The sequence below is a fragment of the Chitinivibrionales bacterium genome, assembly GCA_014728215.1.
Lineage (GTDB): Bacteria > Fibrobacterota > Chitinivibrionia > Chitinivibrionales > WJKA01 > WJKA01.
Map to the genome: position 1 here is coordinate 1 of WJLZ01000042.1, position 13268 is coordinate 13268.

Sequence of the window (13268 nt, forward strand, 5' to 3'; positions counted from 1 at the left end):
GGGAGTATTCCCGAAATCAAGGCAATTATGAATAAGGCAAATGTTAATGGTGTCAGGGGTATGGATACCAGCGGTCTTGAAGTTAAAGAATGGGCCGATGACTGGCTTCGACGGCAGGAAAAACTCTCACTCTCGGACAAACAAATAAAGAATGCAGTTTTTGATGTTTTGCGCTATGATCCACGGATACAACCTTTCGATATCGAACTCTCTGTTACCAATGGTGCGGTGGTTTTGACAGGTCGTGTGGATAATCTCAAAGCAAAGCATTCGGCCCAATCCGATGCCGAAAATATCGTCGGTGTCGATAACGTTATCAATGGAATCAAAGTTGAGCGGGAACTTACTAAAAGCGATTGGGCAATCGAAAAAGATGTAGCAAACATCCTGAAGTGGGATCCCTATCTGGAGCGTTTTAATGTCTCAATATGGGTTGAACACAGCAAAGTATATCTCTATGGGAGAGTGGATAATCAATTTCTGAAAGAGCACGCTGCCGAGCTGGTGTCTCGTGTCGACGGGGTTACGGCGATCAAAAACCATTTACGGGTGCACGATAAACCCTGGCCCCACAAAAGCGATGTTTCAATCGAAAGCGATATCAAACAGCAGCTTCAATGGAATCCAACGGTAGACCAGAATGATGTTACTGTTTCGGTCACCGATGGTGTCGTGAAATATGAAGGCACTGTTGACACATGGAATGAATACGATGCAGTTTTAAAAAGTGCGTTTAAAAGCGGAGCAAAAGCAGTCAAAACAGATTTAAAAGTTAAAAGCCTTGGGCTAAAAATGAATGTTGAACGTTTTTATGGTCACCAGGGTTATGTGGAACCCTGATATGAAAGGAGCCGTCATATGAGAATGGCAAAAACATACCACCGGATCTTTAAGAGAATAAAAATATTGTTTTTACTCTTGAGTATTGCAGGTCTTTGTGCGGTCTGGGCGCAAAAAGAAACCTTGGAAGTCACGGATCAAAATATTACCCTGGCGGTAGAAACCGATCTTTCAACCGATAATGCCGTTGCGGCCCATCTGATTGATGTGGAAACCAGTGATGGATATGTGACCCTGTCGGGGACCGTTGATAATATCCTTGCCAAAGAACGGGCAGCAAAGCTTGCTCGAAGTATCAAGGGAGTAAAAGGGGTTATTAACACGATAACGGTCAATCCTGTTTATCGCAGCGATATCGCAATCAGAAATAATGTCAATGCCGTTCTCCTCTTCGATAAGGCTACCGAGTCGTATGAGATAACGGTGAGTGTCGACACAGGAAAAGTATTTCTCGACGGCACTGTCCAGTCACTTGCAGAGAGGAAAATCGCCGAAAAAGCTGCAAAGAGTGTAACCGGTGTTGTTGCAGTCGAAAATAATATCGACGTAGTTCCCACAGAAAAACGCTCCGATAAGGATATAAAGGCTGAAATAGTTCGGAAACTTGAATTGGATCCCTATGTGTACGAAGAAATGATCGATGTAAAGGTTGATGACGGCGAAGTGGTCTTATCCGGAACGGTAGGAAGTCTTGCGGAAAAGGGGTTCGCCTATAACGATGCGGCCATACTCGGTGTTAAGACCATCGATGACAGGAAGCTGGTCGTTAAACTGTGGGCGAACGATCCGTTGCGCCGTAAAGGCAAATTGGTTGTGAAGCCCGAAGATGATTTAGCCGGTCATGTCGAGGCGATCTTAAATCATGACCCGCGAGTATCAGATTACGATATTGATGTGTCCGTGGATGGTTCTACCATCATTCTTGATGGTGTGGTCGATAATCTCAATTCCGCACTGAGGGCTCGTCAGGATGCGCTGAATGTGGTGGGAGTTTACCGGGTGATTAATCGCCTGAGAGTACGCCCCGAAAAACTGCTCAGCAGCAGTGAAATCGAGGAAAATGCCGAGTACATTCTTAAATGGGATCCGGTCGTCGAACGCCATGAAATATCGGTGACTCTTCGTAATGCAAAAGCCTATCTTGAAGGGAAGGTTGACAGCAGGTATGAAAAGATGCATGCGGAGGAAATCGTTTCCCGGATACCCGGTGTCGTGAATATCGAAAATCTTATCGCCGTAAGAGAAAAACCGTGGGTGTATATTAACGACGATGTACTTGAGTCGAATATTCAACAGGAGTTCAGATTTAACTGGTTTGTCGATGAAGAAGATCTGAAAGTAGAGGCCATGGACGGCGTTGCAACGGTAACCGGAGATATTGAATCCAAAAGAGAACTCTATGCGATTGTCGATAATGCTTTTGACGCCGGCGCAAAAATGGTCAAAACACGACTAGAATTCAATGGAATTCCCGATTACATGGTTTTTCACTATCGGGACCCGATATGGTTTGAATAATTCGCCGCTCCATGAACTGATATGATGTTTAGTTTCAGCATATAACTCATTTCTTCATGCCCCTGCACTATGCGGGGGCATGCTTAAATGGCATAGTTGTTGCTTTTTAAGCAGTTAAATAATGTTTTTACCGAAGTTCAAAGGAGGTCTCATGCCATTTTTCAATCATCCCTTTAAAATACCGATTCCCGATTCTCCTGTTGACGGAGAGAAACTGGAAAAGGCAGTACGGTTTGCATATGAGGCCGAAAAAGAGGCTGCAGAAATATATCGCGTCTTAGCGGTACAAACTACCGACAAATCGGTTAAAGAGATATTCAAGAAAGCGGCTGAAGATGACAATCGTCATGTGGCCGAACTGGAAGCGGTACTGGAAAATATGGCGGTACAGAAAAATAAGGTCGGAAAAGAACTCGCGCTGGATATGCTGTGAGGTTGTCTTGAATGCTTCCATGGAAGGGGCGGGTTATATGCTCATACTCGTAATCGATGATTATGAGTATGAGCATATAACCCGCCCCTCATCATTTCTCATATAATCATGGTTTAATAAGCAAAACCGGACAGGAAGATCCATTCAACACTTTCTCACTGATACTCCCCAACAACGCTTTACTCACAATGTTTTTCCGGTGCGTTCCCACGATTATCATATCGGCGTCTTTTTTTGCCGCATGATCTAAGATTGTCTCAGCAATATCACCCTCGATAAGCAAGGATGTAACATCGATTCCTTTAGCCTGTAAAACTTCGCCTTTTTTATGAATCTCATGACATTTATCACTGATTTCTCGCGCTGCTCTTTTCCTGACTGTGTCAGGACCAGCACTAAAATCGGCAGGTTCTTTGCTCAGATTCTCGATATGCATGAGAAATACTTTGCTCTTAAAAGCAAGTGCCATTTGTTCAATAATATCAAGCTGCTTCTGAGTGGTCGAAGAAAAATCTAAGGGTCCAATAATTGTTTTCATGGTTTAACCTTACTTATTGATATACTATTTGTATCTATCTGCTTCATTTTCATTTGTTATGTTTATCAAAATATCCCACCCACCGGTTACTGTTTCCAATACTTGGGTCTTCCATAGAAATCATATAAAATTTCTTCATATTCTCTGTTCACCGGAGTGGAAGGATCATATTCGGGGCTTTTTTCAATCTGCTCCTTCGTAACATTTACGTACAGCATTTTTTCAAACCAGCTGATTTTGTTTGCCCATTCCGGTGATATGAGGACTTTTTTCCCGGGGAGCCAGTTTTTCGTATCAACAACAAGATATCTGAACTGCCAGGATTTGCTGTCGAAAATGATATCATCGATGTGCCCTATTTCGTTATCGGTGGCATGGATATGATACCCCATAATTTCATTTAAACTTCTTAAGTGCGAATCATTTTCAGATTTTTCTCCTTTTTCCCTTTCATGCCTCTCCTGTTCAATATCGGCAATGGGAATCGGAGCGGGCATCGGACCTGCCATGCCGGTCGGTTCCCAGTACATCGGCCACCCATAATGCATTCGCAATTTCTCTTCTTCTTTTCGTGATACCGGTTTGGCCGCATCGATTCTGGGGCTTTTTTTAACCTGCTCAACAGTCAGATTTACAGGAAATTCCTTTTCTGTGGGTTCCAATAAAGCAGATGGTGAAATGAGGACATGCTTATGAACAAGCCAATCTCCAACATCAGCTACCAGATACCGGACTGTCCAATAGATATCGTCAAATAAATATTCCGATACGTCTCCAATGGTACCGTCGGCAGCCTTTATCGTATATCCTTTGGTTTCTTTAGCGCTTCTCAACATAATAGTCCTCGCTTTCCGGATTAATTTAGAATACCAATAATATTGATATATATAATAAACAAACTCTGTGCCATGTCCTATAGAGAAGAAAAACAGGTGAATTTTCTCAGAATTAACAAAGTGTTTTGCAAAATTGAGAAAAAATTTTTCATTAAGTAATTTTATGTTAAAGTATCAACATGGCACTATAATTGCGTTTTTTACCGGTCATAATGGCGTTATATCTGGTATTTAATAAGAACAGGGAGTGATTAGTATGAAAACAACCACTATTCATAAAATGATCCGGCGATATTTTCTTTTTGTGCTCACCGGTGTTTTTTTTCTTTCTCATTTTGCGTATGCAGCTAAACCCCTCGATTACAGCAAATATTCTGCGGTTTTTTATGCAGCAACCGGGGTAAAAGGAAAGGTCGATTATGAGTGGCTTAAAAAGAATCCCGCACAACTCAATACGTATGTAAGAGATATCGCAAAAATAAGCAAAGAACGGTACCGTTCCTGGAGCAGAGACGAGAAGGTTGCTTTTTATATCAATACATTTAATGCTTTATGCATAAAGATTATTGTAGATAACTATCCTATTGACGGTGGATTTTTTAAATCGCTTATCTACCCCGATAACAGCATTTTACAGATCAACGGCGCATTTAATAAGATTAAATTTACCGTTTTAGGGGAGCAGGTTACGTTAGAAGATATCAGGGATGAAATTCTCATCAAGGAGTTCAACGAACCTCGGGTACATTGCGCTCTGGCCTATGGTGCCCAGGGATCTCCATCCTTACCTGGAAGGCCCTACGAGGGAGAGGAACTTGATGCCATGCTCAGATTTGCCGCCAGAGAGGTCGTTGCCGATTCAACAATGTTCCGGATCGATAAAGAAAAGAATAAGCTCTATATATCCGAACTTTTTGCATGGCATGGAGAAGACTTCATTCCGGAGTATGGAACCGATGAAAAATTCAAAAAACACGAACCTGATCAACGTGCCGTGGTGAACTTCTTTTTTCCGTTTCTTCTTGATGAAGACAAGAAGTTTCTTACAGAAAATGAATTTGATATCAAATACATAAAATTTAATTGGCGCCTTAATGATAAAAAAGGCGAATTCTTTATTCCCTGATTATTAACCGATGTACTATTATTTCCATTTGAGACACAAGGCCACAGGAAAATTTCGAGTGTCTTGAGTAAGGTGAAAAATTTATTGTTGAGAGGTGGTTGAAAGTGAAAAAAAGAGTCATGTATATCATTTCGCTGGTTCTGGTTATGGTTGCCGCCGGAATAGCCCTGTCGCATATAATTCATTTTTCGGGCAAGGCAGCGCTCACTCCCCAGGCTTTTCTGAATGTTCAGCAAAAATTCTACGAAAACTATGGTGTCGTTACCGGTGGTTTTCAGTTTGGCGCCTTTATTATGTTGCTGGTTTTACTGGCGATTACACCGGCAAAATCACCGCGGAGACCGTTTTTTGTCGTTTCTTTAGTTGCTATTGCGATCATGGCGAGTGTATGGATTTTTAAAATAAATCCGATGGATTTACAAATTCATTCGGCAACAAGCGTCAAGGAATTTCCCGAAATTGTCGATATTCGCAAACAGTGGGCCATGTGGCAGGGGATACGGGGTGTTGCCGGTCTTTTGGGTGTTGTGTCAATAGCATACGCATTTATATTGGGAGATAAGGCAAAAGCCGAATTACAGTCCTCTCAGGCCTAAAAAACATATAATTGATTATGCTGATAAACGGCAATAAAAAAGCCCTGCTTTATGCAGGGCCTTTTTTATTGTTTTGGTTTTCTTTGCAGCACTTAATTCATGTAATAATAATAGAGCGGAAAATACTCATCTTCTTTCCGGTATTCTTCCTCATCATTATTATCCCTGGAGTCCTTAACTTTCAGTTTGCTTTTCACCGAATCGGCTCCACCTTCGAACGCCTCCCGTATAGCTTCATCCCGTTCGAAATAGGTGTCTACTTTTCCTTTTAAAGTGGCAACACCGTTCTGGACTTCAACATCGATTTCATTTTTTTCGATATAGGGGTTCCAGCGCAATTGGTTTTCGATATTGCTTTTGATTTCCTGATCAGTGGGTGGCGCCGAAACTATGTTTACTGTCAGAAAATTATCGACTTCCGCCACACCCTTTATTCGTGATGCAACATCTTCGGCGCGGTTTTTCTCAAAATAGCTGTCGACTGCGCCATAAAGAAATACCTTTTTATTTCTCACCACCGCATCGATTTCATGACGTTCCACCACCGGATCCCACAGGAGTGCGCTCTGCACATTACTTTCGATTTCTCTGTCGGTTACTTTCGGAGGAGAAACCTTTATGAGATTATTTACCCGAATGACTCCAATTGTATTGCGGGCATCATGTGCTGCCGCTCGTTTCGCCTGCAGATTGTCGACTTCACCGGCCAGTGTTACGATAGAATTACTGACAGTCACATCGATATCAAAAGAAATGGTTCGGGGATCCCATAACAGCGCATCATTCACGGCTTCCCTGATTTTTTCATCAGATTTCAGCACGTACTTACTTCGTTTTTCCATCTCTTCCAAGGCCCGGGGGGTCACTTTGACATCACTGACATCAACACCCTCGACACCGGCTACCAGACAATTATTGCGCGTATATGTTTTCTCAACGGCACTTCCAACAGCACCTTCAAGGGTAACGATCCCACCTTCGACACGGATGTCCAGAAGTTGATGGGGAATATAGGGGTCTAACCGAAGCCGCCGTTGTATTTCCGCTTTGATTTCCGATTCCGGCCTTTCTCCTTTAAAATTGACTGTAATATTATTCTGAATCTTTTGAATCCCTTTGACCGATTTTGCAACATTCTCACATAGTCGTTTCTCGGCCCATGATTGCACCGTACCATTCAGTTCGACCACCCCATTATGCGCAGCAGCCGTCACATCATACAGCTCGGTAGCAGGATCCACCGCCAGAGCGGTGAGTACATCGGTGCGTATCTCCATATCGCTTCTTTGAACAGGGGATATTTCAAGGTTATTTACTACAGAGCGTACTCCTTTGATCGATTCGGCAATTCGGGCTGCACGATCACGGGCGAGAAGATGGCTTACTGTTCCCGATAAAATAACAATACCTTCATTGGTAGTAACCTGCACCATATGAAAGGAAACGGTTTCATCTACCAGCAAATGATTATTGACCGCCGCGGTTATTTCATTGTCTGGAATATCTGCGGTTTGCCCCATAAGAGGTTGAACTGTTGCGATTGTCAAATAAATAGCTATTGATGTAAGAAGATTATACTTCTTAACCATATTACCTCCTTTATTATAAGGTGACCCAACAACGTTTAAATTTCATGGATATATTATCGCAAAAATAATGCCATCCATTGTCTGTTTGGCACTAAAATTGCAGTAATTAAAGAAGACAGAATTTCGTTCATTTTATTCGAAAGAACTTATTATGCATCCTCTTGATATACTTAAAAACGAACACATCTACATTAATCGAATGTTTTCAGTAGCGGAAAGACGCCTTAATTCGGCAAGAGAAAAGGATGAGACGGTTATTGAGCTGATGAATAAGATCAGCGATTTTCTTGTGCAGTTCGATGAATTTCATCATGAAAAGGAAGAAAACATTCTTTTTTCTGCTCTTTTATCAAAGCAGCTTGCCGATGATGAACGGATGTTGATCAATAAGCTGCAGATGGAGCATGAATCACGAAGAGATAAGATTAAAGAACTGAAAAAAGCCGCCACACTAAATAAAACAACCAGGGATTCTATGGAATTTGCCGGAGCAATGGTATTTCATATTACCGCCCTGGCAAACCAGTTTAAAAGGCATGAAGAATCCGAGGAAAAGTCCTTGTTCAATCTGGCAAACAAGTACTTCAGTGACGAAGAATGGAGAATTATCGGCAGAAAATTCGATGAGGTTACAGGAGAACATCATTTTGAAAAATTGCGCAATTTTCTCAGTGAGATTGATGCCATGGCTTCGGTATCTCACTGATTGGCACCACTGTATTTCGTAACAAAGGAGTGTGTATGAGAGCGATTGTCGATAGAGACGTATGCATTGGATGTGAAGACTGTGCAATAGCATGTCCGGAGCTTTTTGATATAGATAATGAGAGTGTTGCTGTGGTTAAACAGGACCCGGTTCCATTGGAGGCCCAAGGCCTTTGTCGAGAAGTTGCTGAATTGTGTCCCGTTGAAGCGATACGAATTGAAGAGAACTTATACAGTTAGTAAATGTATCGCTCCTGGTTTGATAAAGTAATCACAATGTGTAAACGTATGAGCCCGAATTAACGTGAGGAATATGCCCTGTCAAGAAGAAGGGGCGTATTCGATACGGTAAATTACCCCGGCATAATCATCCGATACCAGCAAAGAACCGTCAGGCATAACCAGAATATCCACGGGTCTTCCCCACGCCACTTCATTCTGCATCCAGCCTTCAGCAAATACATCATAGGAGACCGCTTCTCTGTTTTCGATGCGTACAAGGGTTATCCGATAGCCGATTTTGCTGGATCTGTTCCATGAGCCGTGTTCGGCAACGAATATCTGGTTGTGATAGGGGGAAGGGAACATTGTTCCCGTGTAGAATTTCATTCCCAGTGCCGCCACATGTGGTCCCAGTTTTATCGCAGGAGGAGTAAACTCGGTACACGGACGTTTTTTTCCGTATTTCGGATCGGGGATATCACCGCCATGGCAAAAGGGGAAACCGAAATGCATTCCCGGATGAGGAGCACGGTTGAGTTCATCGGGAGGAATATTGTCTCCCATCCAATCCCGACCGTTATCAGTAAACCAGAGCACCCCTGTTTCGGGATGCCAGTCGAATCCAACCGTATTACGCACCCCCTGTGCATACACGGAGAAATCGGAACCGTCGGGTTTCATGCGGGTAATCGAAGCAAACCGAGGGTCGGTGCGCAGGCATACATTGCATGGAGCGCCAACTGGAACATACAGATAATTGTCGGGACTGAATGCAATATATTTCCATCCGTGCGCCCGCTTTTTTGGTAAATCATCATAAATGACCTCAGGCGCCGGCGGTTGATCTATGCTGGATTCAATATCCGGAAACTTCAGAATACGGGATCGTTCTGCAACGTAAAGGTCATTTTCCAGAAAGGCCACGCCATTCGGGCTGGTGAGCCCCCGGAGAATAATTACGGATTTATCGGCTACATTGTCGTTATTCGAATCCACAACCGCCCACACCTTATCGGCCTGTCGATTGCCGACAAAAAGGGTTCCTTCGGAGCCCCGGGCCATCGAGCGGGCATCGGGAATATTCGATGCATAGAGGGATATTTTAAATCCTTCAGGCATTTTTATCCGGTCAAGATGAACCGGTGAGGAATAAGAAGCATGGAACGGTGCACCACAGGCTATAATGATCATTCCGATTATGAATAGTTTTATTATACATCCCCCTGCAGCCGGCATACCGCTTGAGAGAATATCCTTTTTATGAGTGAGTGATTCGTCTGATAGCAATTCGAAAAAGATCCATAATTTCGTTGTATGTTGCTTCGGTTTGCGATTGTTGTTTGTCATATAATATGCTGCAATCATTTTTAATAATTTTCAGTTCCCGGTTAATTTTCAGGTGAATAGTTTTGAACAGCGAATTAAGCCTTTTCCCAGAAATTCCTTTGTCCGCAGCAAGAGAGCAAAGCTCACTTTCCTGCCGTTGGAGCATACGATATCTTTCCTCTAAGGATAATGCATAAATCCGTTGATGTTCTTGTGTTTTTGGCATAATTGGTGTTAGTTTGCGGTGTTGGAATAGGTTTTCAATATTTACGTAAGTTAACAAGAAAAGAAATGTACGAAAAAATATATGTAACAATTTCTCTTACAAAAGTATTTTTTCATAATTCGTAAGTTCCACAGAATGCTTTACTGCCCTTGGGGACTACCGTTATCCCGTGGGCCTGACATTCGTATTCACTATTGTATTTACATTGTCCAATTTTACATGTACCCACTTTTGCAAAAAGATCGCCGCTACCGCTCTTTTTGCTGCCGCTCATATAAGTATCACACAGCGGATCGGGACCGCCAACCATGATCGCCATGGTATGACATTTTTTGTCGGTATTAAAAACGCATTCTTCTACATCACATTCTATTACATCCGATATTTCCAGTGCCATAGCTCGACTCCTTTCCTCAAGTCGTACATTTCTTCCATTATTGCGGATACTTTCTATCCGGCCTCGATATGCACATTGAGCAATTTCATTTTCGTAGTTAAGCGAATAATATGCCAATGAACGGATTACCGCATTTTTCATGTGACGGTAAAAGACCTTCATTTTTTTTGGGGAATGTATAAATGAATTTCCGGTATTGCAAAAGATGAATTCTCATTATTAAGAAAGGCAAACCGGTTATTTACCGCTCTTTTTTATCCGGCAGGTGGACTGTCTGGGAATGATTTATTTTTCTGGGCCAAAATGGATGAACCGTAAATATGCCTGTACCTGTATAAAAATTCTCTCAATATCTTTTTCGGGAGTTTGCATGAAGCAAATGAGTTTTATTCAACCTAAAACGTTCCGGTATGCCGCCTGGAGCCTTGGGGTCCTGATTGTCCTCTTTCTTTTAAGCCTGGACAATAATATTCTTTCCGGCAGCCTGGCTGAAACGTTCTGTATTGCCATAGCGTTAGGCATGTTCATGATCGCATGGCATACCCGGGAATATTCAAAAAACCGTTTCCTCTTATATCTGGGGATTGTTTATTTCTTTGTGGGAACACTTGATATTCTGTATATGTTCGCATCTTCTGAAGTAAATATATTTAGAGGGGATGAAACGAGTGTAGCCATTCAGTCTCGGTTAGCTGCTCGTTTTCTCCACGCTTTCTCTTTGATTGTTGCCCCCTTTTTCCTCAAGCGGAATCTTAAAAACAGTATCGCGCTGCATCTTTATCCGGTAATAGGTTTGCTGCTTATTGTATCAATTATATGGGGGGAATTCTTACCCCGATTATTTGTCGAACCTTCGGGCTTTACGCTATTCAAAAAGATATCCGCGTATGTCATCCCGGGATTGTTTGCCGGTGCGCTGATTGTCTTGTACCGATACCGCTTATCGATCAAAGTAATGACTTTCCGGCTTATTGCGGCATCCATCGTTCTTATGATCCTGGCGGAGTTATCATTCACCCTTGCCTCCAATACCTATAGATTAGTAGAGCTATGGGGGTTTTTTTTTAAAGGTGTCGCATTTTATTTGACCTATCGGGCTATCATTGCCGGAACTCTCGAACGGCCCTATAATATTCTGTATCGTGACCTTACCTCGAAGAATGATGAGCTCTACGCAAGTGAAGAGCAATTCAGGAGCCTGTTTGAGCTTTCGGGCGTTGGTAAAGCTGACGCCGATCTGGCGACCGACCGGTTTATCCGTGTGAATCGCCGGTTGTGTGAAATCACCGGCTACAGTGAAGAGGAACTGAAAAACATGACCTATGCCGATTTAGCCCATCCTGATGATCGCGTAAAAAACAAGAAAAAAACCGGCCCGCAATTCAAGGCGGATAAAAAACGGTGGAATACCGAAAGGCGGTATATACGAAAGGACGGGGCAGAAATCTGGGTAGCTATTTACGGTGCAATAATCTGTAACAGCAAGGGAAGGCCCTACCGGAGTATCGCCGACATAGTCGACATCACCGAACGTAAAGCTGTTGAAGAGCGGTTGAGATTTCAGGCAAACGTATTGAGGCAGGTGGAAGAAGCAGTGATACTGGTGGATAACGAACAGATTATTTCATATATGAATCACCGTGCCGGAGAAGAATATGATATGGACCCCGGCGATGCCGTTGGAAGAAACCTGGCCGAGCTCTACAAATATCACTGGATATATCCCGATAATGAGGATTGCGTGCAGCAAGCTCTTCAGGATTCAGGCCGCTGGGAGGGAGAAATAATTCATATCAAGAGAAATGGGAAAAAAATATATGTGCATTCCGTAAAAAGTGTCGTTAAAAACGAGGAGGAAAAAACAATCGGCATACTTTCGGTAATGCATAATGTAACCGCGCGAAAAGAAGCAGAGCTGAAAGTGGCGTCTATTGCAAGATTCCCCGAGGAAAATCCTTATCCGGTTATTCGTATCACCAAAAATGGCATTGTAGCCTATGCTAATGCAGCCGCGGTTCCCATGCTGGAGGAATGGGGGGGTAAGGCAGGAGGCATGCTGAATACAAGCAGGCACTGCCGTTCTTTGCTCCAGGCAATTGAATCGGGGAGTCTGCAGGAGGTGGAAATCCGGTATAGTGACCGGTGGTGTTCTCTGACAGTGGTACCCTTCTCCGATCAGGGGTATGTAAATATTTACGGCAGGGATGTTACAGAAACCAAGGCCGCGCAGGAGGCATTGAGAATCAGTGAACAACGATATGCCCTCGCCCAGCGTGTGGCAAATATCGGCACCTGGGATTGGCATATTGGATCAGGGGTTATCCACTGGTCGGAACAGATTGAACCACTTTTTGGTCTGGAGAAAGGAGCTTTTGAGGGCACCTACGATTCATTCTTAAGCTTGGTTCACCCTGAGGACAGACCGATGGTATCAGATGCCATGAATGCCAGTATCAACACAGGAAAAGAGTATAAGGTCGAGCATCGAATAGTTGATACCGACGGCACTGTACGATGGATGCAGGAAATCGGTGCGGTGTTGCATTCCATAGATGGGAGTCCCGAACGTATGATCGGCATTACCACCGATGTTACTCAGGTGCATAAAACAAAAGAAGAACTCGAGACAAAAGTTGAGATCCAGGCTAACGAATTGGCGAATACCATTGTATCGCTTGAACATGTGAGTGAACAGAAAAACGAAGCAGAAGAAAATTTCACACACCGTCAACGTGCCCTTGAAGCTGTATATGCCATGGTAACCGCATTCGATTTCTCCATTAAAACAATCCATGAGCTTGTTGTACTCAATATTACGAACATCATCAAGGCACAATCGGTGGTTATCTATCAGTTTCATGATGATAAAGCCATTAATCTTACACGGTGTCGTGATGGTGTGCTCTATCATGAAAA

13 protein-coding genes are annotated in these 13268 nt (G+C 43.0%); 8 read left to right on the forward strand and 5 right to left on the reverse strand.

The features are described 5' to 3' along the window. Window positions 1-27 precede the first annotated feature (27 nt). The 3 genes from GF401_02715 to GF401_02725 all read left to right on the forward strand — a co-directional run bounded on the left by GF401_02715 (window position 28) and on the right by GF401_02725 (window position 2791). Window positions 28-840, forward strand: a complete 813-nt coding sequence (locus GF401_02715; GenBank protein MBD3343956.1) for a BON domain-containing protein — start codon at window positions 28-30, stop codon at window positions 838-840. An 18-nt stretch (window positions 841-858) separates the two neighbouring features. Beyond that, entirely contained in the window at window positions 859-2358 is a 1500-nt protein-coding gene (locus GF401_02720) for a BON domain-containing protein (protein MBD3343957.1), read from the forward strand. 121 nt (window positions 2359-2479) lie between these two features. Then, window positions 2480-2791, forward strand: coding sequence for a hypothetical protein (locus GF401_02725; protein MBD3343958.1), 312 nt, complete (start codon window positions 2480-2482; stop codon window positions 2789-2791). Between the two features lie 106 nt (window positions 2792-2897). Here the strand turns inward: GF401_02725 and GF401_02730 are convergent, their stop codons facing one another. Both GF401_02730 and GF401_02735 read right to left on the reverse strand, forming a co-directional pair. Further along, window positions 2898-3329, reverse strand: coding sequence for a hypothetical protein (locus tag GF401_02730; GenBank protein ID MBD3343959.1), 432 nt, complete (start codon window positions 3327-3329; stop codon window positions 2898-2900). A gap of 86 nt (window positions 3330-3415) precedes the next feature. After that, entirely contained in the window at window positions 3416-4165 is a 750-nt protein-coding gene (locus GF401_02735) for a PRC-barrel domain containing protein (GenBank protein MBD3343960.1), read from the reverse strand. Window positions 4166-4421: 256 nt separating this feature from the next. Between GF401_02735 and GF401_02740 the strand changes: the two genes are divergently transcribed. Then, window positions 4422-5291 (forward strand): DUF547 domain-containing protein, encoded by an 870-nt coding sequence (locus tag GF401_02740; GenBank protein ID MBD3343961.1) that lies wholly within the window; start codon window positions 4422-4424, stop codon window positions 5289-5291. A gap of 104 nt (window positions 5292-5395) precedes the next feature. After that, the gene (locus GF401_02745) at window positions 5396-5887 is read left to right on the forward strand and encodes a hypothetical protein (protein ID MBD3343962.1); all 492 of its coding nucleotides are present in this window, start codon (window positions 5396-5398) and stop codon (window positions 5885-5887) included. A gap of 92 nt (window positions 5888-5979) precedes the next feature. Here the strand turns inward: GF401_02745 and GF401_02750 are convergent, their stop codons facing one another. Next, the gene (locus tag GF401_02750; GenBank protein MBD3343963.1) at window positions 5980-7476 is read right to left on the reverse strand and encodes a BON domain-containing protein; all 1497 of its coding nucleotides are present in this window, start codon (window positions 7474-7476) and stop codon (window positions 5980-5982) included. Between the two features lie 151 nt (window positions 7477-7627). Here GF401_02750 and GF401_02755 point away from each other — a divergent pair, with 151 nt between their 5' ends. Continuing rightward, a complete protein-coding gene (locus GF401_02755; GenBank protein ID MBD3343964.1) occupies window positions 7628-8182 on the forward strand; it encodes a hypothetical protein in 555 nt (184 codons plus the stop codon). Between the two features lie 35 nt (window positions 8183-8217). After that, a complete protein-coding gene (locus GF401_02760) occupies window positions 8218-8421 on the forward strand; it encodes a ferredoxin (protein MBD3343965.1) in 204 nt (67 codons plus the stop codon). Window positions 8422-8502: 81 nt separating this feature from the next. On the opposite strand, the gene GF401_02765 is transcribed toward GF401_02760, so the two are convergent. Together GF401_02765 and GF401_02770 are read right to left on the reverse strand one after the other, a co-directional pair. Then, complete coding sequence (locus tag GF401_02765; protein ID MBD3343966.1) at window positions 8503-9594, reverse strand: sorbosone dehydrogenase family protein; 1092 nt, start codon at window positions 9592-9594, stop codon at window positions 8503-8505. Window positions 9595-10067: 473 nt separating this feature from the next. Next, window positions 10068-10514, reverse strand: a complete 447-nt coding sequence (locus GF401_02770) for a DUF1540 domain-containing protein (protein MBD3343967.1) — start codon at window positions 10512-10514, stop codon at window positions 10068-10070. Window positions 10515-10632: 118 nt separating this feature from the next. Between GF401_02770 and GF401_02775 the strand changes: the two genes are divergently transcribed. Then, window positions 10633-13268: PAS domain-containing protein (locus GF401_02775; GenBank protein ID MBD3343968.1), on the forward strand; the 2636-nt coding region annotated here is incomplete at its 3' end.

Coding starts and splice junctions, on each gene's coding strand:
- GF401_02715 (MBD3343956.1), top strand. CDS start 28: ATGAATAAGGCAAATGTTAATGGTGTCAGGGGTATGGATACCAGCGGT.
- GF401_02720 (MBD3343957.1), top strand. CDS start 859: ATGAGAATGGCAAAAACATACCACCGGATCTTTAAGAGAATAAAAATA.
- GF401_02725 (MBD3343958.1), top strand. CDS start 2,480: ATGTTTTTACCGAAGTTCAAAGGAGGTCTCATGCCATTTTTCAATCAT.
- GF401_02730 (MBD3343959.1), bottom strand. CDS start 3,329: ATGAAAACAATTATTGGACCCTTAGATTTTTCTTCGACCACTCAGAAG.
- GF401_02735 (MBD3343960.1), bottom strand. CDS start 4,165: ATGTTGAGAAGCGCTAAAGAAACCAAAGGATATACGATAAAGGCTGCC.
- GF401_02740 (MBD3343961.1), top strand. CDS start 4,422: ATGAAAACAACCACTATTCATAAAATGATCCGGCGATATTTTCTTTTT.
- GF401_02750 (MBD3343963.1), bottom strand. CDS start 7,476: ATGGTTAAGAAGTATAATCTTCTTACATCAATAGCTATTTATTTGACA.
- GF401_02755 (MBD3343964.1), top strand. CDS start 7,628: ATGCATCCTCTTGATATACTTAAAAACGAACACATCTACATTAATCGA.
- GF401_02760 (MBD3343965.1), top strand. CDS start 8,218: ATGAGAGCGATTGTCGATAGAGACGTATGCATTGGATGTGAAGACTGT.
- GF401_02765 (MBD3343966.1), bottom strand. CDS start 9,594: ATGATCATTATAGCCTGTGGTGCACCGTTCCATGCTTCTTATTCCTCA.
- GF401_02770 (MBD3343967.1), bottom strand. CDS start 10,514: ATGAAGGTCTTTTACCGTCACATGAAAAATGCGGTAATCCGTTCATTG.